Here is a 24282-nt window from a genome sequence, read left to right as displayed (position 1 = left end):
AATTTTAGTCCTATTGAACATTAATAATTATAGGAGTAATGTTTTTAATCTGCTGACCTTCCAATCCTTGTGCTGTAGCTTTGATATCAAAGATAGAAACTACATCTCCGGTTCTAAGGTTCTTCACCAATCCAGCGGCATCACCTAATGTATTTCCGTGGATCAATAATGCTGCTCTACCAGGAACTCTAACCATGAACTGTGTCACATTGAATGAAACAGGGAAGTCGAAGTCTGGGATCGCTGCCTGTACAGACTGGTTAGGAATAGAAGTTGCCGGCATCGACAATACGTTCTGTCCTCTCATCTGACCTTGTGGCGGCGGAACATTCTTAATTCTATATTCAAATACCTGAGATACAGATTTTCCGTAAGGGTCTATTCCTGATAACGTCAGTTTAACTGTATTTCCTGTAGTTGGTTTTACAATCCATTTTCCTGGGCCGGTACCTCTTACAGAAGCTCCCGGGGCAGATAGTGAAAGTTTTGAATTATCAGCACCTAAGATTGATCCTGAAACAGGGTTCTCAAGTCCTCTATACATTACGTTCATCTTATCAGCAGAAAGTAATAGTCCTTTTTCAAGTTTTACTTCTCTTGGTCCTGCAATTACGTTATAAGTATGCGTCCATGGGAAACTTTGAGGTTTTCCTGAAGCATCTGTTAAAGTAATTGTTCCTGCCAGTTTATGTTCTCCAATACCTGAACCTGAAATAGGAACAATACCTTTTCCGTTTTCCTGTCTGCTAACTCCTGAAATACTGATCTTATTACTGTTAGAGTAAGTTCCCAGCATTACTTTTACCTCTGCCTGCTGACCTGCCTGAATATCAACAGGACCAGAAACGATAGGCTCATAGCTTGAGAATTTGATGTTTGCATCCACTTTCTCCTGAAGTAATAATGCCAATGCATCAGACTGTACGTTTCTAGCATCATTCTGAATGATCTCAAGATTTGAAATCGCCGCAATTAACGGCTGATGATAGAATTTATTCTGAAACCAGGTCTTATCATTTGGAGATTTTCCTTTTGGATATTCAGCAATCAGAGATTTATTGGCTCTGTCTACTAAATCCTTTAGCTGAGGATTGTTTCCAAAAGTTGCATTGATGTAGTTTCTTACGTCATCAATTTTGGCTTTCAGTTCCAGTGCTCCTTTGGAAGGTGAATTTTCATCTCCTTCTTTAAAGAAGTATTCTGTAGTTGCTTCATTATTATTTAATGCAGCGAAGTTTTCACTTACATCAATATCTTTTCCTGTTTTAGGATCTTTATCATGAAACTCGGACTGCTTTTTCAGGGCATCTTTAATACCCTGAGCAGATGTTACCAATACATCAATCTTACCTTTTAAAACTTTATATTGTTCCCAAGGCTGTGCATAGGTATCCGGAACCTGCTGAGCTTTAGCCTCTAACGTTCTTTCAAAGATCTTTTCGTTCTTTTTCTCTGTTAAAGTTCTTGTTTCATTCAAAGCTCTGGTAGAGTCATAGTATGATCTGATGATTTCTGCATCAATATTTAGGGCCATCATCGCGATGAACACCAAATACATCAGGTTGATCATCTTCTGACGAGGGGTCTGTTTTCCTTGTGCCATTCTCTTTTTTAGTTTTTGATTAAGTAGTTAAATTTAGAAATGGTTAGGAATTAAGACTTCATAGCAGTAAGCATACCACCATAAACTCTGTTTAAGCTGTTAAGATTAGTTGTTAAACCTTGTAACTCTTGATTGAATTTTTCAGACTGTTCTGCAGATTTCTGCATATCTGCTACATATTTGTTAGCAAATTCAGATTGTTTTTTACCGCTTTCCAACTGCATTGCATATAAAGCGTTCATGCTTTCCATATGCTGTGCAGCTTTGTTAAGCTGATCGTTATATTTATGAGTAGAAGCAGATACGTCTACCGTCTGGTTGATCTGGTCAACAGAGCTGGAAAATTTATCGATACCTGTTCTAAGTCTGTCAAATAACTGAACATCTAATTTTGCATCCTGAAGCATTTTGTCTAATTTATTTGAAAGAGAGTTTTCTAATTCAGCAAATTGCTGTGCATTATTTTTAGATGACACGTTAGAGTGTAATGGGTTTGGGTTAGCGTGCTTATCCAATAGTTCAGGATAAACATTTTCCCATGCATAAGACTCTTCTGATTTTGGAGGGTCGAATGCGAAAATGATAAAGATAATAGCTTCCGTAATAAGCCCCACAGTAAGAGCCATATTACCGTTAATTGGTCCTAATGTAATGTGAGTAATTTTAAGCCAAGCTCCAAGAATTACAATTGCAGCACCGAATGAATAAAAGAAATTCATCCAAGCATCTTTAGTCTTAAACATATTAAGTTAGTTTTTTTAATGTTAAATAAAATTGTTATTGAAAAATTGTCCGGTTGATTATCTGTTAACTCTTCTTGGCTTAACAGCTGCTTCAGGAATATCCTGTACAGTTCTGAATCCGATATAGCTTCTTGCAGAATCTTTTCTTTCCCAATCTCTAGCACCTGTCATAAGGGCATATCCTATATCTTTCCAAGATCCACCTCTTACAGATTTCTTCGTATCTACTTTATTTTTAGTAGAAGGATTTAATGTAGAAGAGAATCCATAAGAAGAGTTGTTATACGCAGATTCTGTCCATTCAGAAACGTTTCCAGCCATATCAAATAACCCAAATCCATTTTTCTTAAATTTCTTTACTGGAGCTGTATATGTATAAGTACCTTTTTTATCGTCTTCCATATAGTTACCTCTCTTAGGTTTGAAGTTGGCAAGGTAGCAACCTCTGTCATCCATTAGATATGGACCTCCCCAAGGGTAAGTAGCGTTCTGCATTCCGCCTCTGGCAGCATATTCCCATTCAATTTCTGTAGGAAGACGGAACTGTAATGGTCTTTGTTTTTTTCTTTTTAAGCTTTCGTTATAATCTGTTTTCAGCTTGGATCTGAAGTTACAGTAAGCTCTTGCCTGGTCCCAGGTTACTCCTACTACAGGGTAATCTTTATAGGCTTTGTGCCAGAAATACTGCTCGAACAATGGTTCGTTATATGCAAAGTGGAAATCTTTTACCCAAACTGTAGTGTCCGGATAGATGGCAATGCTTGAACTTTTAAGGTAGTTTGCTCCTCTTTCGTTGTCAGCAAGTGCGGCATCCATATCTCCCCACTGATAGTTGTATTTTAGTTTACTAACGTCTAAAATCCTTTCGTTTCCGATTCTTGAAGAAGCCGGCAGATACATGGATTCCAAAACTTCTGCATATTCTACATCAGGATACTTCCCGGTGCTCCAATGCAATGGAATTTTCCAGTCCAGTCTTTTATTCGGATCATAGCCTCCGTCTTCTCTTCCTCCCTGGCCTTCTAAATATTCTTGATAAGGTGTTAGGTTTTCTTCTTTTTTAGCAAGGTATGCATAGTCGCCAATGGTTGCTCCTTTACGTCCACCTTCTTCACCGCCTTCCCCAGCAGCTTCGGCTAACAGAGTTCTCGCAATGGAATCTCTTACATAATTGATAAATACCCTGTATTCTGCATTGGTGGTTTCCGCTTCATCCATGAAGAAAGAGGAAACAGTAACAGTTTTCAATGAAGCTTTTTCAGGAGTATTTGTAAGATCCTGATCGGCAAGACCAGCTACAAATGAACCTGCAGGAATACCGACCATTCCATATGGTCTTTCCGCAACAAATGATTTCGTTTTTTCTCTTGGTATCAACTCTCCTTTTGTTCCAGGCTTCCCTACAGAAGAACTGCCACCACCTGAACAAGATACTGATGCTACCGACGCAGACAATAATAAAAGAAATATCCTTTTCATGTTAATTTTTATAATTAAGCCGTAAATATATAATTTTTTTAAGAAACTTTTAAGATTTTTTTTGAAATAACGGAAGAAATCTAAATTTATTTTATTTACAACTGTTTTTTATTCCACGGTTACCGATTTCGCCAGGTTTCTCGGCTGATCTACATTAGCTCCACGGTATACAGCAATATAGTAAGCCAATAGCTGTAAAGGCACTGATGCAACGATTGGAGAGAAACATTCTGAAGTCTCAGGAATTTCAATAACATAATCTGCCATTGAGCTTACCTGGTGATCTCCTTTGTTAACGACAGCGATAATTTTTCCTTTTCTGGCCTTGATTTCCTGAACATTACTCACAATTTTATCATAATGTCCTTTTTTAGGAGCAATAATAACGATTGGCATGTTCTCATCAATAAGGGCAATAGGTCCGTGCTTCATTTCTGCTGCAGGGTATCCTTCTGCGTGTATGTAAGAGATTTCTTTCAGTTTTAAAGCACCTTCCAATGCAGCAGGATAATTGTATCCTCTTCCTAAATAAAGGAAGTTTGTTGTGCTTACAAAGTCTTTTGCGATATTCTGAGTCAGTTCGTGGGTTGTATTGAGAACTTCTTCAATTTTTTTAGGGATAGCATCCAATTCTGCAATTAAACTCATGAATTCAGCGTTTCCTAGATTACCGTTGTGTTTTCCTAATTTAAATGCAATTAGGGTAAGGATGGTAAGTTGTGCAGTAAATGCTTTTGTAGAAGCAACACCGATCTCAGGACCTGCGTGAGTATATGAACCTGCATCTGTAATTCTTGCAATGGAGGAATCCACTACGTTACATATACCATAAATAAATGCTCCTTTTTCTTTTGCCAGCTTTAGGGCAGCCATTGTATCTGCTGTTTCTCCTGACTGGGAAATGGCAATAACAACATCTTTATCGGTAATAATAGGGTTTCTGTATCTGAATTCTGATGCATATTCCACTTCTACAGGAATTCTTGCATATTCTTCAATAAGGTATTCCCCGATAAGACCTGCATGCCATGAAGTACCGCAGGCAATAATGATGATTCTGTTTGCATTTTTGAATCTTTCCAGGTGATCCCAGATTCCAGCCATTTTTATAACTCCCTCATCTACAAGAAGTCTCCCTCTCATCGTATCGTGAATAGATTTAGGCTGTTCGAAGATTTCTTTAAGCATGAAGTGCTCATAACCTCCTTTTTCAATCTGCTCCAGGCTTAATTTAAGTTCCTGAACTTCAGGCTCAATTTTGGAGTTATCATTAATAGTTCTGATGTCTACTCCTTTTTCCAATGAAATAGTAGCCATGTGACCTTCTTCCAGATAGATTGCTTCTTTGGTAAATTCTACAAAAGGAGATGCATCGGAAGCAATAAAGTATTCTTTATCACCAATTCCGATTGCTAATGGAGAACCTAATCTTGCCACTACCAATACTCCCGGATAGTCTTCATGAAGCACAGTAATAGCATAAGCCCCGTATACTTCATTCAAAGCATATCTTACTGCTGTAGGGAAATCTGTTTCAGATTTCAAATCCATGAAATACTGAACAAGGTTTACCAAAACTTCCGTATCTGTTTCGGATTTAAAAGTAAATCCTTTTTCAATAAGCATTGTTTTGATAGTATCATAGTTTTCTATAATACCGTTATGTACAATAGCAATTTTACCGTTGTTTGATAAATGTGGGTGTGAGTTTCTGTCACTTGGAACTCCATGGGTAGCCCATCTGGTATGTCCCATCCCTATTTTGGCTGTACCTTTCAGCTGCGCTGAAATATTAACCAGATCATCTACTTTACCTTTTGTTTTTTCTACTTCAAGTTTGTTATTTGAACCTTCCAAAACAATCCCCGCACTATCATATCCTCTATATTCTAATCTTCTAAGACCGTTGATTACAATATCATACGCATCCTGAAATCCTGTATATCCTACAATTCCGCACATATTTTTCTCGTGTTTTTATTTTTTTATACCGTAAGTAATTTGTAATTGAATTCTTTTAGAATTGGTTTTATCTGAACCAACATAAACGCCTCTTTCTGTTGCAAATGCCCGTTTGGTATATTTATAACCGGCCCATGCACCTGCTGTAGTTTGAACAAACTCTCCAATATTGATGAGCAATACTTTATTTTCTGATTTTACCCCAGTGCCTGGAACTCCCTCAATAATATCTTTTACTGTTTTTGTAACTGTAAAATCATAATAAGAAGGGTTTTTATCCAGATCATAAGATCTCATCATACCAAAGCCTGCAGTCATATCTGCAATAAAGTCTGATAAAGTAATTACCTGTGTAGAGGTATCTATTTTATCCACAGGCAAAATGGTAAAATTATTTTCGATTCTCTTATAGCTATTGCTCCATGATGCAGCATCTGTGTAGATTCTGATTTTTGCATTCATGATTGCAGACTTGTCTTTCTCATATAATGTTTTAAGCTCCGTAACAGTAGCGTCAGGAATTTTCACCGCAATAGAAGGACCTCCCATTCCCTGTGCATACAGCTTGGCATTACCGTCATTCACATTAATTGCTGATTTTGCAGTTTGCCATGCAGAACCTGTTCTGTCATACTCATATTGGCCGATTCTGGCATTACCAATACCTCCTGTCATCAGGAATTTAAAGGTAGACTGCGGTCTTGTAATAGTACCGTTGTCATTCTTTTCATTGGTATAGTACATAATCATCTCCATAGATTCCGGAGAAATCTGCAGAAGATAACCATCTGTATCAGTCACGGAAAGTCTTATCCCTTTAAAATATCTTGTAAAGTTAGCCGCATCCATAAGTTCCGGCTTAAGGTTTTTATCAAGAATCTTGGTTTGGAAAAAGTCTTTATCCAGACGAATTCTGATTCCTGCATCAGATGTAAATAAAGCAGTGTTATCAGACTTCTTGGTAATGGTCTTTGCTGTTACGGTTCCGTTAAATACTGTTGAACCCAAAGCTGCTCCCGTACTTACAACTACGTTTGAACGTTTGAAAGCATCGGCATTACCATCAAGGAAGGTAGTAATTTCGTCTACATTAATGTGTAATAAGCTATGTGTTCCACCTGCTCCTAACTTTGTTTTACCATATTTATATTTAAAGTTGGTAGGATATGTCTTGATCTCTGTAGAAACAGGTACTGTTTCAGTTCCAACCAGTAAGCTTTCATCCTTAAGGGGAAGTGTCGTTACTGAATCGGCAACGGCATCAGGTCTTAACACAAAAACTACAGAATCCACTTTTGGAGTGGTTCCAAAATCAAAGTTATCCGTGCTCATTCTCAACTGGGTAAGATAGGATGCTTTCTGCATACCCAGCTGTCCCTCAGAGAAGGCTCCCAAAACGAAACGGGATGAAGAGATACCGGATGTATTAATAAGTTCTACAAGTCTCCCTGCATCACTTCTGATGGTATCGTGGTTATCAATATTATAAGCAATAAGGTCTTTATAGATAACATTGCCTTCTGCAGCACCATCTACAAAAAGCTGTTCGCCAAGCGAATCCGCTTCCGGTTCGCAGTTATAAAGAAGAGCACTCCCGAAAACCGCCATAAAGAGAATGGCCAGAGTCCTTTTAACAGTATGAGTCATTAAAAATGTGTTTAATAAAGTTGGTTTATAGAATCTACATCAACGTATTCTGATTTTGAAGTCGTTGTTTCATTGAAACCTTTATCAAGGTCTGCATCAAGAAACTCATCTCCTTTCACAACCATGTCAACATAGTTCATACTTTCAATAACAAAGTTTTTGATTGTCGGATTATCTAACGCTTTTAATCCGGAAATATTATCGAAGGTTAATTTTTCAGCAATATTTTTGTCCAGGTTAGCATCTTTCTCATTGTATAAAGAAAGTACAATTTTGGCATCTTTGAAATAAGTATCGGATTCGTAGTATGTTTTCAGGTAAATCGGAACAAAAGAAGACATCCATCCGTTCAGGTGGATTACATCCGGAACCCAGTTTAGTTTTTTAATGGTTTCTATAACTCCTCTCGCAAAGAAAATGGCTCTTTCATCGTTATCGGCAAAAGGATTTCCTTCATCGTCTACGTAGTATTGTTTTCTTTTGAAGTATTCTTCGTTATCAATAAAGTAAACCTGAAGTCTTTCCCCCGGAAGAGACGCTACTTTAATAATTAAAGGCTGGTCCAGGTCATTGATAATAATATTCATTCCCGAAAGGCGGATCACCTCATGAAGCTGGAATTTTCTTTCACTTATTTGTCCAAATCTTGGCATAAAAACTCTTACATCATTGCCTTCATTGTGCATCTTAAGTGCCATTTTGTTTACCAATGCAGCCATATTCGTATCTTCCTGATATGGATACATCTCTGTAGTAATGTACAGTATTTTTTGATTCGGCATAAATTCTATCTATATTTTTGTAAAAATGCTTTAATGTGCAAAATTACAAAAAAACATTCAACATTATTTTAATTAACATTTTTTTACGATAATTCCTATTTTCAAATTATTAAAAACTCATATAATTATATGATATTTTTAGTATTTTTGAATTAGTATTAAAATAAACTATGGAAGTTATAAAAAACAAGAAAACCCTTCAGGATTTCATTGAAAGACAGAAAGAAATGGGGAAAAAGATAGGTTTTGCGCCTACTATGGGAGCTCTTCATAAGGGGCACCTTTCTCTGTATGAAGAAGCCAGAAAAGAGAATGATCTGGTAGTTTCTTCAATTTTTGTAAATCCTACCCAATTTAATAATCCGGAAGATCTTGAAAAATATCCTAGAGATGTGAACAGGGATATCCTTATTCTGGAAAAATCAGGATTGGTGGATGCGGTTTATATTCCTGAAGTAACTGATATTTATCCTGAAAAAACAGAAAGCCAGCATTATGATTTCGATGGACTGGAAAATGAAATGGAAGGAAAATCCAGACCCGGACACTTTGACGGAGTGGGAACTGTGGTGGAAGAGCTTTTTAGACAGGTTAAACCTGACAATGCCTATTTCGGGGAAAAAGACTTCCAGCAGCTTGCCATTATTAAAAAAATGGCTGAAAAGAAACATCTTCCGGTAAAAATCACAGGAGTTTCCATTTATAGAGCAGAAAACGGTTTAGCATTAAGCTCAAGAAACCAAAGACTTCACGAAGACAGAAAAGAAGCTTCAAAAGTTATTTATGAAACCCTGATCAAGGTAAACGACTGGTTCCGGATCATTACGATTCCTGAAATAAAAGAAAGGGTGACGGATATTTTTGATCACCAACAGGGCATGAAATTAGAATATTTCCTGATCGCTGATGAAGACACACTGAAAGAAACAGATTTTTTCTATAAAGACAAAAATTACAGAGCATTCATCGTAGTTGTAGTAGATGGTGTCAGGTTAATTGATAATATGCACCTGGATTAATATTAAACATTTGTTCAACAAAATACATCAGGTATTTACCTATAAAACAAAACTCTGGTTCCTTTCGGAACCAGAGTTTTTCTTTTCTGTAATTATACAAGCATATAATAAAAAAATCAAAGGCCTCTTACGAGACCTTTGAAACACCAAATCACAAAATATTAATATGAAAAAATTTACTTTTCAGTAAATTTGTGACCCGGCTGGGATTCGAACCCAGGACCCATACATTAAAAGTGTATTGCTCTACCAGCTGAGCTACCGAGTCGGTCACTGCAAAAACGATGAACATTTCTGATATCGTTTTTTAAGCGGTGCAAAGATATAATTATTTTTTAATTCCTGCAATAGGATTATAAAAAAAATCAAAGGTCTCGTAAGAGACCTTTGAAACACCAAATCACAAAATATTAATATGAAAAAAATTTACTTTTCAGTAAACTTGTGACCCGGCTGGGATTCGAACCCAGGACCCATACATTAAAAGTGTATTGCTCTACCAGCTGAGCTACCGAGTCGGCCACAATTAAAAATAAATTTAATGATTTATTCTTAATTATTAAAATTTTCTTTGCAGTGCCTGCGACTGGACTCGAACCAGCACATCCTTAGGAAACCACCCCCTCAAGATGGCGTGTCTACCAATTTCACCACGCAGGCAATAAAATTACAAAATTCGGTAATTTTTTCGCTTGTGACCCGGCTGGGATTCGAACCCAGGACCCATACATTAAAAGTGTATTGCTCTACCAGCTGAGCTACCGAGTCGGCCACTTTATCAACGATTTCCATTTGAATAATGTCTCTCGTTTTCAGTGGTGCAAAGATAGGCGTTTTTTCATTATCTCAAAACTTTTTTGCAAATTTGTTTAAAAAAAATTCATGGTTATTTCACTGATCGGATACATGGGATCTGGCAAATCTCACATTTCCAAAATTTTAAGCGACAAAATAAATTTCAAACTCATTGACCTTGATAAAGAGATTTCCAGGAGAAATAAATTAACCATTCCTGAGATTTTCGAAAAAAAGGGAGAAATTCAGTTTAGAAAGCTGGAAAGAGAGGCATTGGAAGAAATTCTTGCTTCGGAAGAAAATGTGGTTTTAAGCCTGGGCGGAGGAACACCGGTTTATTATAATAATATGGAAATTATCAACCACAGTTCAACAAGTGTTTTTTTAAGAGCTTCGGTAAATACTTTGTATGAAAGACTTTCCAAACAGAAAGAAAAAAGGCCTTTAATAGCTAACGTTCCTGATGAAGATCTGCAGGAATTTATTGCCAAACATTTATTTGAAAGAAATGTATTTTACAGCAAAGCCCAGTTTAACGTCAATACAGATTCCAGAACTCCGGAAGACATTGTACAGGAAATAGTAGAAAAGCTCTATCTCTAGAGCTTTTTTACGTTAATCTTCGCTTTCGGAATCGTCTGCCGTTTCTCCAAAGAAATCATCCCAGTCCGTAAAGTCTGCTGCTATATCGTTTCCAACATACTCATCCATATCCCTGCGGTCTTTCTTGGTAGGTCTTCCTTCGCCTTTGTTTCTGTAATAGTCCTGTGACATTTTGCGAAGCTTCAATAATTCATACTGTTCTTTATCCGTCACATCCTGAATATGAAGGGGAACAAGCTTTGCTCCCATCCTGCTTTTCGGGATCTGGGTGACTTTTATTTTATAATCAATCTGATTTTTGCGGATCTTGATAATATCCCCTTCTTTTACCTCCTTAGACGACTTTACGGCGGATGTTCCTATTGAAACCCTGTTCTTCTTAATTTCCTCTGTTGCAATACTTCTCGTCTTATAAAAACGAATGCACCATAAAAATTTATCTATTCTCATAATTTTTTATACTTTTGCCGTTATATTATTTGTAAAGTAATTAAAGTTTTTTGAAATGAAAAAAATATTTTTATATATCCTTGCAGGATCTTTGTGTTTTTCTGCATGTAAGAAAGATGACGAGGTTGAAACGTATAAAGAACCGGAAGATATTACCGTTCAGAACAGCTATGACGATCAGGCCATTAAGAAATTCATGAACGAGAATTATCTGGATGCTCAGGGAAATATAAAAACTTTCAGCACTACGGATGCCAGTGATGATAATGAAAAGAAGCTGATAGATATGCCGTATGAAACGCTGCCATCCGGAGTTATATATATTATGAGAGATGGGGCGCAACCTTCCACAGCTGAGGGCAAAACTATTAAAGATAATGATATTCTTACTCTCATGATAAGAACTAATGCTTATTTAGCTGCCAATACTGATGGAAATGTTTCTTTTATTTCTGCACTGGGCATAAGCAATACAATCAATGGAAGCGGTCTTCCTCTGGTAGATCCAATGTATTATTATGTAAAAAAATCTGTACTGGCTGCAGCTACAACTGATGCTGCCAAACAATCAAGCTATTACGAAATTGAAGGTTTTAAAGAGGCTATGCAGAAATTCAAAGCATTTGATAATCTTCCAAGTGGAAATCCTTATAATCTTCAGGGGGTTATCTTAGTACCTTCAAGAGCAGCTTTTGCAAGAGATGCGCATTATCCTTACAATTCACAATACTCTCTGAGAAATTATTCTTTTGTATTTAATTTTCAGGTGTACGGAAGAGCTGACAGACCTGCAGGACAATAATTTAATTCAATTATATAAAAAAACCGCCTTCATTTGAATGCGGTTTTTTGTTTTTACTATTTTAAGTTCTTGCTTTCTGCTTTACATTTCCTAAAATATCCGGGAAATACAGATCTGCCAGATGATCAAATTCATCTCCTCTCATAAACATAGTGGCATCCACTTCTTCGTAAGAGCTTCTTCCTGCCGCTGCAATCAGTTCATTGCAGGTATGCAGCGTGTTTTTATGGAAATGGTATACTCTTTCGCTTTTATCAGTAACATCAAGGCCTTTAATTAGCATTTTATCCTGAGTGGCCACTCCTGTAGGACAATTATTAGTGTTACATCTTAAAGCCTGGATGCATCCTAACGAGAACATAAATCCTCTTGCATTATTACACATATCCGCTCCCATAGCTACAGCCCTGAGAATATCTAAACTTGTCAGTACCTTTCCGCTGGCAATTACTCTTAGCTTGCTTCTTAAATTATAATTATTAAGTGTTCTGTTCACAAAGATCAAAGCCGGTTCCAAAGGCATCCCTACTCCATCTGAAAATTCCGGCGGTGCGGCTCCTGTTCCTCCTTCTGCTCCATCTATGGTAATAAAATCAGGATAGATTTTCAGTACATTCATCTGTACGCAGATATCTTCGAATTCTTTCGTATCACCAATACACAGTTTAAACCCGACCGGTTTACCTCCTGAAAGCTCTCTAAGCTGCTGTACAAACCTCAGCAAGCCGGCTGCATCAGAAAATGAGGTATGTGATGGCGGCGAAATAACAGTCATTCCCGGTGTGACGTGACGGATCTTTGCAATCTCAGGTGTATTCTTAACTCCGGGAAGTACGCCTCCGTGTCCTGGTTTTGCCCCTTGAGAAAGCTTAATTTCAATCATTTTTACATTGGGAAGAGTAGAATACTGTTTGAACAGTTCCGGGTTAAATTTACCTTCTTCATTACGACATCCGAAATACCCTGTTCCGATCTGCCAGCAAAGGTCCCCTCCTTCCATGTGATGAGGGGAAATACCTCCCTCACCTGTGTTATGATAAAAATTTCCTTTTTTGGCTCCTCTGTTCAGAGAAATCTGCGCCCTGTCGCTCAACGCTCCAAAACTCATTGCCGAAATATTGAACAAAGAGGCATGATAAGGCTGTGTACACTGCTCACCCCCAACCCATACTCTCGGCAGTTCTTCTTTAGGCGATTTTGCATAGATAGAATGCTTGATTCCCTCATATTTTCTGTGATTCACTTCTAGCTGCGTTCCAAAAGCAACAGTATCACTCAGGTTTTTAGCACGTCTGTATACTGCAGAGCGTTGATTTCTGGGAAATGGTTTTCCGTCTGTTTCCCTTTCAATGAAATACTGCTGCATTTCAGGTGAAATGCTTTCGAAAAAGTACCTGAAATACCCCAATACAGGGAAGTTCCTCAGAATAGCGTGTTTCGACTGATAAGCATTGTAAACGCCTAATGCATAAATGGCAGATAATAGGATGGGTATCCAATAATGCGCTCTGATCAGTAATGCCACAACCCATGTAGCAATTACCAATACAATTCCCCAAGATAAAAACTTATCTCTCATGAATGTAGTATTTAAAGTTAAAATAAATTTAGTTGAATTTTTGCAAAGAGACTATGCTTTTGCCAAAAAACTTTCGAAGGATGACTGCACAGAAACCGTGCCATCTGACAGGATTTTTTCTAAATTTAGAAATTCAATCTGATTAACGGATGCGGAATCAAAATCTTTCTGGACTCTCACATAATTCTCAGTGAAGCCATACATTTTGCCGTCTTTATTTTCGTGCTCCCAAAGAACGGGAAGCGTTTTTCCAAGCTGGGTCTGGTAAAATGCCATTTTCTTCTTTTCAGAAAGGATTCTCAGCATTTTGTTTCGTTTTTTTCTTTCCGGAATAGGCACTACACCATCCATACCGGCTGCTTCTGTATTTTCTCTTTCAGAATAGGTAAATACGTGCAGATAAGTAATAGGAAGCTCGTTCAGGAAGTTATAGGTCTCCATGAATTTTTCTTCTGTTTCCCCTGGGAATCCCACAATAACATCTACACCAATAGCGGCATCGGGCATTACTTCACGGATCTTATTAACTCTGTCTTTGTAAAGCTTCGTAAGGTAACGGCGCTTCATTTTTTTCAACAGGTCATCGCATCCCGACTGAAGCGGAATGTGGAAATGGGGTACAAAGCTTTTGCTTTTAGAAACAAGATCAATGCTTTCATCCTTTAAAAGATTCGGCTCTATGGAGGAAATACGGATTCTTTCAATTCCGTCTACCTGATCAAGCTCTGAAATTAGATCTAAGAAGGTATGCTCGTGTTTTTTATTCCCGAATTCGCCCTTACCATAGTCACCAATATTTACACCGGTAAGTACGATTTCTTTGATGTCTCTTTCAGCAATTTCTCTGGCGTTTTTAAGAACGTTCCCGATGGTATCCGAACGGGAAATCCCCCTGGCCAGCGGAATGGTACAGTAAGTACATTTATAGTCGCATCCGTCCTGTACTTTCAGGAAAGCTCTTGTTCTGTCACCTATTGAATAGCTTCCGATAAAGAAATCGGTTTCTTCAATTTCGCATGAATGGACAACTCCTTCACTTTCGGATTTTTCCAGATCATCCAGGTAACTTAAGATGTTGAATTTCTCTTTAGCTCCCAAAACAAGGTCTACCCCATCGATCTGTGAAATTTCTTCAGGCTTCAGCTGTGCATAGCATCCTACGATAACTACCAGCCCTTCAGGATTGGCTTTCATGGCACGCTTTACATGCAGTTTGCACTCGCGGTCTGCATTTTCCGTTACTGAACAGGTATTGATAACATAGACATCTGCTTTATCATCAAAACTTACTTTATCATAACCGGCATCTGTCAATTGACGGGCAATAGTAGATGTTTCCGCAAAATTTAATTTGCAGCCGAGTGTATGAAATGCGGCAGTTCCGTGAAAAGTAGACATTTATTTACTCCTGAATTTTCTGGGTGCAAAGATAGTAATTTTAATAATAATTCTAAATTGATTCAGTCTATTATTTATATTCATCTCTTACTTCAGGACTGTTCTGAAAGCATACGGGAGAAAAGTTGGTTTCCGGTTCTTCTTTTGTTGGTTTTTGCAGATCTTCAATACATTTTTCCCTAACCGACCATATTTCTTCCAGGTTATACCCTATTCTTTCATTATCAAGCCAGTTTCTAAGAAACTCTCTGTGGAACGTTATTTTTTCTAACGTTATCTGATCATGTTCAATCTCTGTTTCCGATAAAAGGTTGCTTTTAAAGTCGTTGTAACCTGATCCGGGTTTTGTAAAATCATAATAGTGGTTCCCGATTTTTAAGTAATTATGAGCTTCGGGAATATAGGCTAGTCTGTATTGATCTAATGTCTTTTTTATAGATGGAGCGTATTTTGAATCCATTTTAAAAATGCCAAGCATTAATTTCACGCTATCCTGGCCGTTTTCTAATGCCAGCTTTCTCAGCACTGCATGTTTTGTACTGCACGTCCCTCCTTTGTCCTCAAAAACACAGAGAATATTATTTTTATCCTGGTTTCTTTTATAGGAAAGTCCGGCAATAAATGTACTTGCTGCATCAAAATCATGAATATTCAAGGCTATAAACTTCTCCGAAACAGGGCCTTTTCCTTCATTAATCATAAAATTATACATTTCCATAGCCTTAATTTTTTAAAAACTGATTTCTCATTTCATGATTAAATTCCTCTGATTTGTTTTTGGCAATTGAGAGTGTTTGCCAGTCATTATTTTTCAGCATTTTTGCAATGGAAACAATCTGGCCGATATGATACGGATAATGGGCAAGCTGACGTAAAACCGCATCCAGAACCGAGTGAGCCTCTCCTCTGATATAAATGGTTGAATATAAATTTTCATCATTAACCTGGCTTAAAGCATCAAAAAAGCATTTCCAGCCTTTTTCCCAAAGGTCTATGACTTCCTGTTTTGTTTTAAATGTATTGACAAATTCATCATCACGGTTGCGCCAGTTTTTTTCACCGTCTTCCGTTAAAAAATTCGTCCATCTTGAAAGCATATTTCCGGCAATATGTTTCACAATTACAGCAATGGAATTACTTTCATCATTATACTGCCAGAATATCTGCTCATCAGAAAGCTGTTCAAATGATTTATCCCCGAGGGATTTATAATATTTAAAACGGGTTACAAAAAGCTCGTTCATATTTTCTTTTTATGATCCTAATATAAAGTTATTTCAACAACAAAACCACTTCTTCCGAAATGGTTTTGTCTATATAGTTTATTATTAAAAAGCTTAATCTCTGTTTTTAACAACGATCCAGCCTGAATATTTAATAGGTGTACTCAGTTTGTCATTCTCGTTCCAGCTTACAGAATACCAGTAGTTTCCGGTAGGCACTTTTAATCCGCCTTTGCTGGTTCCACTCCATTTATAACCGCTGAATTTATCCATCTGGAAGATCATATTGCCATAACGGTCAAAGATATTCATCACAAAGTTTTTCTTATTCGCCAGTGCGGAATAATCAATCACATCATTGTATCCGTCTCCGTTTGGTGTGATCACGTTTACAAGATTAGGAACCACAATACTGATATCTATCGGATCACAGTCGTAAGAATCTTTCACAAATATGGTTGCATCACCTCTTTTCACATTATCGAATATATTGGATTCCTGCCAGTTGACATTATCCATAGAATATTTATAAGGCGGTGTTCCTCCTATCACATATACTGTAACGGTAGTATTTGAAATTTCGATACTTGAAACAACAGGCTGTTCAGACGGATATACCTTGACGTTCTGTGTTACAGTGCAATCTCCTGTTTTAAGTTTCACCCAATAGGTTCCTACTCCCACGTTTGTAATAGTTTGTGTAGTTGCGCCCGTGCTCCATTCATAACTGTTAAATCCAGGGCCGGCATCCAATGTTGTTCTGTCTTCCACACAAATAGTTTTGTCTTTAAGAACAGTGGAATATACTGAAGGAATAACCACTAAAGTGATTTTAGCTATATTATAACAGCCTTGTGCATTGGAAACTCTTACATAAACTACACCGTTAGGGGCAATATATGGCGAAGGCGTTACAATTTCATTGGTCTGATTTACCGCATCTGCCATTGATGGATAATATTTTTTACCGGCACCGGTTTGCGTGGTTACCGAAGCTACCGTAAGATTGAAAGATCCCGTAGATGGACTGCTTTCAATGGAACAGGATCTTAATGTGGTATCGTTCACCACAACAACCGGATTAAATTTCAGGATGATCTGTGCAACCGATGTACAACCGAAGGAAGAAGTCACTTTTACATAAATGGTTCCTTCAGCAGAAGTAAATGTTAAAGGGTTGGTAATTTCATTAATCCCTGCATTCAGGTCTGAAAGGGTATTGTAATATTTCTTGGTCACAGTAGGATCTGAAATAACATCTGCTGTTGTCAGGTCAAATAATGCTGTTCCTGCATTGTTGTTGTTACACTGCGTCAGGGTTGCATTTTTTGCCGTGATCTTTCCGTCTCTGAATTTAAATTTCCCGATCTGCTTACACTTATTAAGCGGGCTGTTCGGGTTGGTAGGATCTGTATAGCTTATGCTGTAATAATAAATAGAAGTTGTGTTTACTGTTGTAGGAACAGTAATCGCATTACCTCCTGTCAGTGCATCATTCTGACTGGTATGATAGCTTACACTAAAATTAGGATTCCCGTTCAGAATTCCCGCAGAAAGTGTAGAAAAATCAAATACAGCAGGGTTTGTGCATATAACCACTTCCTTAGGGTCCGCAGGGTTAGCTGCCGGAACTCCCGGAGGAATGAATGGATTAGGCTGTAAAGCAGGATCTGTAAACGGAGAGGCCAGTGTTGCAGTTCCACCCCATGTTAAAGAAAACGGAGCCGTTGTACTGCTGGTGCTGCTCACCCAGTTATCGATGAACAAATAATAAGTCTGTCCGGGTAAAACATCCAGATATTTACAGTAAGGGGTAAGTGAACCTCCGATTGCATTGGTAATCGTGCTTGTCATGTTTAGTCCTGTAGCCGGTCCGGGGCCAATAACAGTTGCAGCGTTGCAGCGTATGGGTGCTCCCAAAGCTCCGCAGTTTACATTAGGCCCGAAAATCGCCCAGTCATAATCCGCATCCGGGTTATTCGGAACCAAATCGAAAGTAAGAGTTCCTCCTGTGGCAATTGTAATTTTATACCAGATTGAATTGTGCTCCCCGGTTGCATCAATACAACTTCCTGAATTCACTAATTCCTTAATGTTGCCATATCCTGTAGGGCTGTAGGTAATATTGGAGTTTCCACAGACCGAAAGAGCAGTAGAACAATCTGCCTGCGCAAAGAATATCTGAGAAATACCGAAGAAAATAAGAAGTAAAAGTTTTTTCATAGATATACTGTTTTTTTAATGAATGACTTGAAAACCAAACACATGTATTGATTAACAACACACCTCCAAATATACCTATAATTTAATCAAAAACAATGGAATTTTGAAAAATATTGAATAATTACAAATAAAACCTTAAAATAATTACGACATAACAAGATAAGACACTACTATTTTATGCTTGTAATATTTCCACACAGATTCTCAAGATGGAAAATTTTATGAAACGGACTCTCCACTTCCTGCAAATGTTCTCTGTCCTGAATAAACGTATATCTTGACGCAATGGAATTCATATCAGAAACAATTACCAGCCAGCATTCATCCACGGAAGTATCATAATAAGGGAATTTTTCATTCTTTTTGTCAATAAGTTCAAGAATTTTTTCGGAGCAGAGTTCATCAAAAAGATTCATGCTGTATTCATGGGTAATAAAAACATTCCGGCGGTGAAAAGATTTTCTCATTCCCTTTACACATCCTACAGGTTTATTTTTTTTGATGCTTCTGTAAATACTTAGGATGTTTTCTTCCTGCTGTTCTATATTGTCGAATTTAATATTCGGGTAAAATTCTAAAAAATAAACACCACGATACTTCGCGGTGTCTTCCTGTTCCAATAATATTTCTGCCTGACGGAACATTTTATTCAAGGTGCTTTCTACCTTTTTCATTTCCAGATGGTTGATCACCTCCGTCAATTCTATTCCAATCTTTTTGTCGTTGAGCTTTGCAATAAAGTCCGGACTTTCACAGGTAAGATCTTCAAATTTAACATCGGGAAAGTGATGCATAAACGAATTAAGCAGCAGAATCTCAGATTTCTTTCTATATTTTTCGCGGTCATGAAGCAGGGATTCGTCTATTTTACGGTGATACTTCTCCATCGGCTTTTTTTTCAAATGCCGGTTCATATAGTATAGGCTCAGATTCTTTATTAAATCTTCATCAGAAAATGTCTTTTTCATAGGTGATTTTTTATTTTGACCAAAGAACGCACGTTATTTTGGTTTTCACCGTTAGAAGTTTTTGATTTTCAAAAATTTACATAATAAAGGTAAGTAAAAAAACTATTCACAGGATACTTTTAAATTAATTTATCAAATAATTAATGTAAAGTTTACTTTCATAATCAATACCTTTGGCGCTCAAATTATTAAACTGTGATTTATATGGATTTTAAAAACTTTAAAATACCTTACAGCGTCAATCCGCTATATTCTAAAAAAACCGCTTATTTCTCAATGGAATTTGCCATTGAACAGGTTTTAAAAATATATTCGGGAGGACTGGGATTCCTGGCAGGATCTCATATGAGAAGTGCCTATAATCTGAAACAGGACCTTATCGGGATCGGGATTCTATGGAAATTCGGTTATTATGATCAGGCCAGAAACCATGACCAGACTCTTCAGCCGGTATGGACAAAAAAAATGTACAGCTTCCTTGAAGATACAGGAATAAAATTCCAGATCGAGATCCACAGTGCACCGGTATGGGTAAAAGTATGGTATCTTGATCCTGAGATTTTCAATACGGCACCCATGTTTTTTCTTTCTACAGATGTTCCGGAAAACGATCATATTTCCAAAACCATCTGTCACAAATTATATGATGCCAACGAATCTACAAAACTGGCTCAATACATTTTATTAGGAAAAGGAGGTGCCAAATTACTGGATGAGATCAATGCGGAAAGAGAGGTTTATCATCTGAATGAAGCTCATGGACTTCCTGCAGCATTCTACCTTCTGAAAAAATATAACGGAGACCTGAACAGGGTAAAAGAAAAACTGGTTTTCACCACCCATACTCCTGAAGAGGCAGGAAATGAAAAACACAATATGAAACTGTGCTATGATATGTCCTATTTTTCAGGCTTCAGCATGGAGGATGTAAAAAGCATTGAAGGGGCAGATGATGACCGCTTCAACCATTCTCTATGTGCTTTGAAAATGGCAAGAATAGCAAATGGCGTATCCAAACTTCACGGTGTGGTTTCCAGAGCGATGTGGAATAAATACCCGGGAATCTGCGAAATAACTTCCATTACCAATGCACAGGAATTTAAATACTGGGCAGATAAACCTCTTTACAATGCCAAAGACGAAAATGATGAAACTGTTTTCGATTACCGTAAAAAGCATCTGAAGAAAAGATTGTTTAAAATTGTTGCGGACCAAACTGGAAACCTGTTCAATCCTAACATTTTCACTATTGTCTGGGCAAGAAGGTTTGCCGGATACAAACGTGCAGATCTACTGCTTCACGATAAAGAAAGATTCTACAAATTACTGAATAATCCAAAATATCCTGTGCAAATCATCTGGTCAGGAAAACCTTACCCGATGGATTATTCTGCTATTTCTACCTTTAATACACTGGTGGAAGAAAGCAAGAATCACAAAAATATGGCTGTCCTTACCGGTTATGAGCTTTCTTTAAGCAAATCTCTTAAACAGGGCTCAGATCTTTGGCTTAATAACCCGAGAGTGCCCAGAGAAGCTTCCGGAACTTCCGGAATGACGGCTGCCATGAACGGTTCTGTTAATCTCTCTACTGACGACGGATGGATTCCTGAGTTTGCCAAACCGGGAGAAAATTCATTTGTAGTTCCGAAAGCAGATTATTTAAATATGAGCATCTATGAACAGGACACTTATGATCTGAATAAGCTTTACGAGATCCTTGAAAACGAAATTCTTCCAACTTATTATGACAATCCGGACAAATGGAGAAAAATCCAGTATACCGCCATGGATGATGTACGGGAAGAATTCAACAGTGATAGAATGGCAGATGAATATTACAAAGTATTGTATAAATAAGCGAAAAAGCAAACAGGCAGCAGACTTTTGCAATTCTGCTTTCCGGCTATTCAGCTTACAAATAAAAAATTCCGTGAAGATTTTCACGGAATTTTTTATTTAAAATTATTCTTTTTTCTTTTTAGGTAGTTTCAAGCCTTTTTCTCTCGCTTCAGAAATACCTATGGCTATAGCCTGCTTTCTGTCGGTCACCTTTTTTCCTGTGGAAGACTCCAGCTTTCCTTCCTTGAATTCGTGCATCACTTTTCCTACTTTGTCCTGAGCTTTTTCTGAATATTTTGTCTTGCTCATGATAAAAATTTTTAAGATTTCGGCAGGGATACCCCTAGTTCATAAACTTTGGCATGCTTCAAATATTTTGAGCGTTCTCTGGAAGTTACCGATTCAAAATGATCATTTTTGATCACAATAATCGGGTCTTCTATGTTTTCAATTTCAAAATTGGCAAAATACCGTTCGTCCGGACTGGTTTTATCGTTATTGGCCTTTATTTTCTGGAGCTCATCCGCATATTTTCTAAATCCGGGATCGGATGAATGGATAAATTTATATTCATCACCGGCGTCTACATAATAGTGAAGCTGTTTCTCAACCAATCCGGCTTCATCAGTAATCTGTGGATTATCATTCCCGTCCTTAAAACCAACCTCTACCAAAGTTCCGCCTTTTTTGGCTGCGCATTCTTCAGCATCTTTAAAGCTCGAAAAACCTGTATAAACAACCTGATCGCTCAAAACATAACGGTTCAGTTTCTGATTGTATGCATTCGTTTCCATAATTATTATTTAATTTGATTGTATTCTGATACATTCAATTTTTTTGCCAAAACTCATATAAAAAAAGCTTTTTTATGCATTTAATAAAATTATTATCTTTGAAATCCATTAAAATTAGAAATGAAAAAAATACTCTTAACTCTTACTGTGGCCGTAGCATTCCATAATGTATCTGCACAGGAAATCACTTTAGATAAAATATATTCAGGATATTACCGTGGAAAAGGTATTGCAGGTATTGCATCCATGAAGAACGGAGAAAACTATCTGGTTATTGAACCAACGGGAATTGCCAAATATTCTTACAAAACTTCACAAAAAGAAGGAAATATTGTAGACGGTAAATTTGAAAGTTATGAATTTTCAGATGATGAATCAAAAATTCTTCTCTTAAAGGAAAGCCAGCCAATTTACAGACATTCTTTTCTTGGAAATTTTGATGTGAAAGATCTGAAATCGGGGAAAACAATCAGCCTGAATGACGGTAAAACAGTTCAGGAACCAAGATTTTCACCGGATGCCACCAAAGTTGCATTCATTGCAGAAAACAATTTATTTTATCAGGACCTTAGTTCGGGAAAAATTACCCAGATCACCAGTGACGGGAAGAAGAATTCTATTATCAACGGGCTTGCAGACTGGGTGTATGAAGAAGAGTTCGGGCATGCAAGACAGTACGAATGGACAAAAAATTCGGATGCCATTGTATTTGTAAAATCCGATGAAAGCCAGGTTCCGGAAATCTATATTCCTATTTACGGAAAAACTCTTTACCCGGCAGAAATGCGTTACAAATATCCTAAGGCAGGAGAAAAAAACGCTATAGTTTCTGCACAGCTGTACCGTATTGATTCAGGAAAAACAACGCCGATCAATTTAAGTTCTTTTAAAAATTATTACATCCCGAATGTGATCCAGACAGCACAACCTGACGAGATTGTCTTAATTACTTCCGAAAGAATTCAGAATGCTTCAGATATTTTAAAAGTGAATACCAAAACAGGAGCCGTTCAAAAGCTTTTCACGGAAACGGATGACAAATGGATCGATACGGACAGCCCTACCCTTGAATTCCTTGAAGATGATTCTTTCCTTTGGGCTTCCGAAAGAGACGGGAACCGCCATTTATATTGGTACGACAAGGAGGGAAAACTCAAAAAACAGGTTACAAAAGGAAACTGGGAAGTAACCGATTATTACGGATTCAATCCAAAATCTAAGGAAATTTATGTTCAGACCACTGAAAAAGGAAGTATTAACAAAGTAGTTTCCAAAGTTAATATTGAAAACGGAAAGTCCCAGCTGATCTCCAATGCAGATGGAAACAACTCTGCGAACTTCAGCAAGAATTACAGCTACTTCATTGAAACCTCTTCTACCGCAGCAAAACCTTACACTTATGTTTTAAAAGACGGGAACGGTAAAACAGTAAAAGAGCTTCAGAACAACAACGAACAGCTGCAGAAACTGAAAGCAGACCATTTTGCAGATAAAGAATTCCTTACCATTCCAAACGCTGCAGGCGATCAGATGAATGCATGGATCATGAAGCCAAAAAACTTTGATCCTAATAAAAAATATCCGCTATTTATGTATCAGTATTCCGGGCCGGGATCACAACAGGTTGCCAATTCCTGGGATCAGGGAAATGCATTGTGGTTTAATCATCTGGTACAGAAAGGTTATATCGTTGCCTGTGTAGATGGTCGTGGAACCGGTTATAAAGGAGCCAAGTTCAAGAAAGTTACTTACATGAACATGGGTAAATATGAGATAGAAGATCAGATTACTGCAGCAAAATGGTTCGGAAACCAGTCTTATATCGACAAAACAAGAATCGGAATGTTCGGATGGAGCTACGGAGGCTATATGACAAGTTTGGCAATGACAAAAGGAGCCGATGTTTTCAAAGCCGGAATTGCTGTAGCGCCGGTAACCAACTGGAGATATTATGATTCCGTATACACGGAAAGATTCATGAGAACACCTCAGGAAAATGCTGACGGATATGATAAAAATTCTCCAACGGAGTACGCCAATTTATTAAAAGGCAAATTTTTATTGATTCACGGAACTGCAGATGACAATGTACATTTCCAGAATTCTATGGAGTTCTCTGAAGCCTTGATCCAAAACAAAAAACAATTTGAGTTCATGGCTTATCCGGACAAAAACCACGGGATTTATGGAGGCCAGACAAGACCTCAACTGTACCAGAAAATGACGGATTTTATTTTGAATAATTTATAGATTCTTTGTAATAAGATTTAAAAACCTCTCAATTTAATTGGGAGGTTTTTGTATTTATTTTATTAATCGTTTGTATGATATATTATTTATTTTATCAATTAAAATTAAAAACCTATTTTT

At 37.4% G+C, this 24282-nt stretch carries 20 protein-coding genes and 4 tRNA genes; 5 read left to right on the top strand and 19 right to left on the bottom strand.

All coding sequences use genetic code 11. The features are described from left to right. Nucleotides 1-10 precede the first annotated feature (10 nt). From HNP36_RS17190 to HNP36_RS17165, 6 genes are all read right to left on the bottom strand, one after another. Nucleotides 11-1603 (bottom strand): GldM family protein, encoded by a 1593-nt coding sequence (locus HNP36_RS17190; protein WP_184166460.1) that lies wholly within the window; start codon nt 1601-1603, stop codon nt 11-13. A 50-nt stretch (nt 1604-1653) separates the two neighbouring features. Beyond that, nucleotides 1654-2346 carry a gliding motility protein GldL gene (gene gldL / locus HNP36_RS17185; RefSeq protein ID WP_184166463.1) on the bottom strand — a complete coding sequence of 231 codons (693 nt, stop codon included), beginning with the start codon at nt 2344-2346 and terminating at the stop codon, nt 1654-1656. A gap of 57 nt (nt 2347-2403) precedes the next feature. After that, nucleotides 2404-3825 carry a gliding motility lipoprotein GldK gene (gldK, locus tag HNP36_RS17180; protein ID WP_184166466.1) on the bottom strand — a complete coding sequence of 474 codons (1422 nt, stop codon included), beginning with the start codon at nt 3823-3825 and terminating at the stop codon, nt 2404-2406. A 108-nt stretch (nt 3826-3933) separates the two neighbouring features. Beyond that, nucleotides 3934-5787, bottom strand: coding sequence for a glutamine--fructose-6-phosphate transaminase (isomerizing) (gene glmS / locus HNP36_RS17175; RefSeq protein ID WP_184166469.1), 1854 nt, complete (start codon nt 5785-5787; stop codon nt 3934-3936). A 15-nt stretch (nt 5788-5802) separates the two neighbouring features. Further along, on the bottom strand, nt 5803-7434 hold the full coding sequence (locus HNP36_RS17170; protein ID WP_184166472.1) for a DUF4270 family protein: 1632 nt from the start codon (nt 7432-7434) through the stop codon (nt 5803-5805). Between the two features lie 11 nt (nt 7435-7445). Then, complete coding sequence (locus tag HNP36_RS17165; protein ID WP_184166475.1) at nt 7446-8216, bottom strand: glycogen/starch synthase; 771 nt, start codon at nt 8214-8216, stop codon at nt 7446-7448. 170 nt (nt 8217-8386) lie between these two features. On the opposite strand from HNP36_RS17165, the gene panC reads away from it, so the two are divergent. Then, nucleotides 8387-9235: a pantoate--beta-alanine ligase gene (gene panC / locus HNP36_RS17160; protein ID WP_184166478.1), complete on the top strand. Its 849-nt coding sequence runs from the start codon at nt 8387-8389 to the stop codon at nt 9233-9235. Between the two features lie 195 nt (nt 9236-9430). Here panC and HNP36_RS17155 read toward each other — a convergent pair. From HNP36_RS17155 to HNP36_RS17140, 4 genes are all read right to left on the bottom strand, one after another. After that, nucleotides 9431-9503: transfer RNA gene (locus HNP36_RS17155), tRNA-Lys, on the bottom strand. Between the two features lie 177 nt (nt 9504-9680). Further along, nucleotides 9681-9753: transfer RNA gene (locus HNP36_RS17150), tRNA-Lys, on the bottom strand. A 59-nt stretch (nt 9754-9812) separates the two neighbouring features. Continuing rightward, nucleotides 9813-9895 (bottom strand) — tRNA-Leu (locus tag HNP36_RS17145). Nucleotides 9896-9930: 35 nt separating this feature from the next. Further along, nucleotides 9931-10003, bottom strand: a tRNA-Lys gene (locus HNP36_RS17140). A 114-nt stretch (nt 10004-10117) separates the two neighbouring features. Between HNP36_RS17140 and HNP36_RS17135 the strand changes: the two genes are divergently transcribed. After that, nucleotides 10118-10633, top strand: coding sequence for a shikimate kinase (locus tag HNP36_RS17135; protein ID WP_184166481.1), 516 nt, complete (start codon nt 10118-10120; stop codon nt 10631-10633). 12 nt (nt 10634-10645) lie between these two features. On the opposite strand, the gene HNP36_RS17130 is transcribed toward HNP36_RS17135, so the two are convergent. Continuing rightward, nucleotides 10646-11083, bottom strand: a complete 438-nt coding sequence (locus HNP36_RS17130) for an RNA-binding S4 domain-containing protein (protein ID WP_184166486.1) — start codon at nt 11081-11083, stop codon at nt 10646-10648. Nucleotides 11084-11138: 55 nt separating this feature from the next. Here HNP36_RS17130 and HNP36_RS17125 point away from each other — a divergent pair, with 55 nt between their 5' ends. Further along, nucleotides 11139-11885 carry a hypothetical protein gene (locus tag HNP36_RS17125; RefSeq protein WP_184166489.1) on the top strand — a complete coding sequence of 249 codons (747 nt, stop codon included), beginning with the start codon at nt 11139-11141 and terminating at the stop codon, nt 11883-11885. Between the two features lie 61 nt (nt 11886-11946). On the opposite strand, the gene HNP36_RS17120 is transcribed toward HNP36_RS17125, so the two are convergent. The 6 genes from HNP36_RS17120 to HNP36_RS17095 all read right to left on the bottom strand — a co-directional run bounded on the left by HNP36_RS17120 (nt 11947) and on the right by HNP36_RS17095 (nt 19276). Beyond that, a complete protein-coding gene (locus HNP36_RS17120; protein WP_184166492.1) occupies nt 11947-13464 on the bottom strand; it encodes an FMN-binding glutamate synthase family protein in 1518 nt (505 codons plus the stop codon). 51 nt (nt 13465-13515) lie between these two features. Further along, nucleotides 13516-14862, bottom strand: coding sequence for a tRNA (N(6)-L-threonylcarbamoyladenosine(37)-C(2))-methylthiotransferase MtaB (mtaB, locus tag HNP36_RS17115; protein WP_184166495.1), 1347 nt, complete (start codon nt 14860-14862; stop codon nt 13516-13518). A 70-nt stretch (nt 14863-14932) separates the two neighbouring features. Further along, a complete protein-coding gene (locus HNP36_RS17110; RefSeq protein ID WP_184166498.1) occupies nt 14933-15580 on the bottom strand; it encodes a hypothetical protein in 648 nt (215 codons plus the stop codon). Nucleotides 15581-15584: 4 nt separating this feature from the next. Then, nucleotides 15585-16106 (bottom strand): DUF1572 family protein, encoded by a 522-nt coding sequence (locus HNP36_RS17105; RefSeq protein WP_184166501.1) that lies wholly within the window; start codon nt 16104-16106, stop codon nt 15585-15587. 93 nt (nt 16107-16199) lie between these two features. Further along, nucleotides 16200-18308, bottom strand: a complete 2109-nt coding sequence (locus HNP36_RS17100; protein ID WP_184166504.1) for a T9SS type B sorting domain-containing protein — start codon at nt 18306-18308, stop codon at nt 16200-16202. Nucleotides 18309-18478: 170 nt separating this feature from the next. Then, entirely contained in the window at nt 18479-19276 is a 798-nt protein-coding gene (locus HNP36_RS17095; protein ID WP_184166507.1) for a hypothetical protein, read from the bottom strand. A gap of 204 nt (nt 19277-19480) precedes the next feature. On the opposite strand from HNP36_RS17095, the gene glgP reads away from it, so the two are divergent. After that, nucleotides 19481-21136, top strand: a complete 1656-nt coding sequence (gene glgP / locus HNP36_RS17090; RefSeq protein ID WP_184166510.1) for an alpha-glucan family phosphorylase — start codon at nt 19481-19483, stop codon at nt 21134-21136. A 105-nt stretch (nt 21137-21241) separates the two neighbouring features. Here the strand turns inward: glgP and HNP36_RS17085 are convergent, their stop codons facing one another. Together HNP36_RS17085 and HNP36_RS17080 are read right to left on the bottom strand one after the other, a co-directional pair. Beyond that, nucleotides 21242-21427 (bottom strand): DUF6496 domain-containing protein, encoded by a 186-nt coding sequence (locus tag HNP36_RS17085; protein ID WP_184166513.1) that lies wholly within the window; start codon nt 21425-21427, stop codon nt 21242-21244. Nucleotides 21428-21438: 11 nt separating this feature from the next. Further along, a complete protein-coding gene (locus HNP36_RS17080; protein ID WP_184166516.1) occupies nt 21439-21912 on the bottom strand; it encodes a hypothetical protein in 474 nt (157 codons plus the stop codon). A gap of 120 nt (nt 21913-22032) precedes the next feature. On the opposite strand from HNP36_RS17080, the gene HNP36_RS17075 reads away from it, so the two are divergent. Further along, entirely contained in the window at nt 22033-24162 is a 2130-nt protein-coding gene (locus tag HNP36_RS17075; protein WP_184166519.1) for a S9 family peptidase, read from the top strand. Nucleotides 24163-24282 lie beyond the last annotated feature (120 nt).

It is taken from the genome of Chryseobacterium shigense (genome assembly GCF_014207845.1).
GTDB classification, from domain to species: domain Bacteria; phylum Bacteroidota; class Bacteroidia; order Flavobacteriales; family Weeksellaceae; genus Chryseobacterium; species Chryseobacterium shigense_A.
This window is presented reverse-complemented; position numbering and strand designations above follow the sequence as displayed.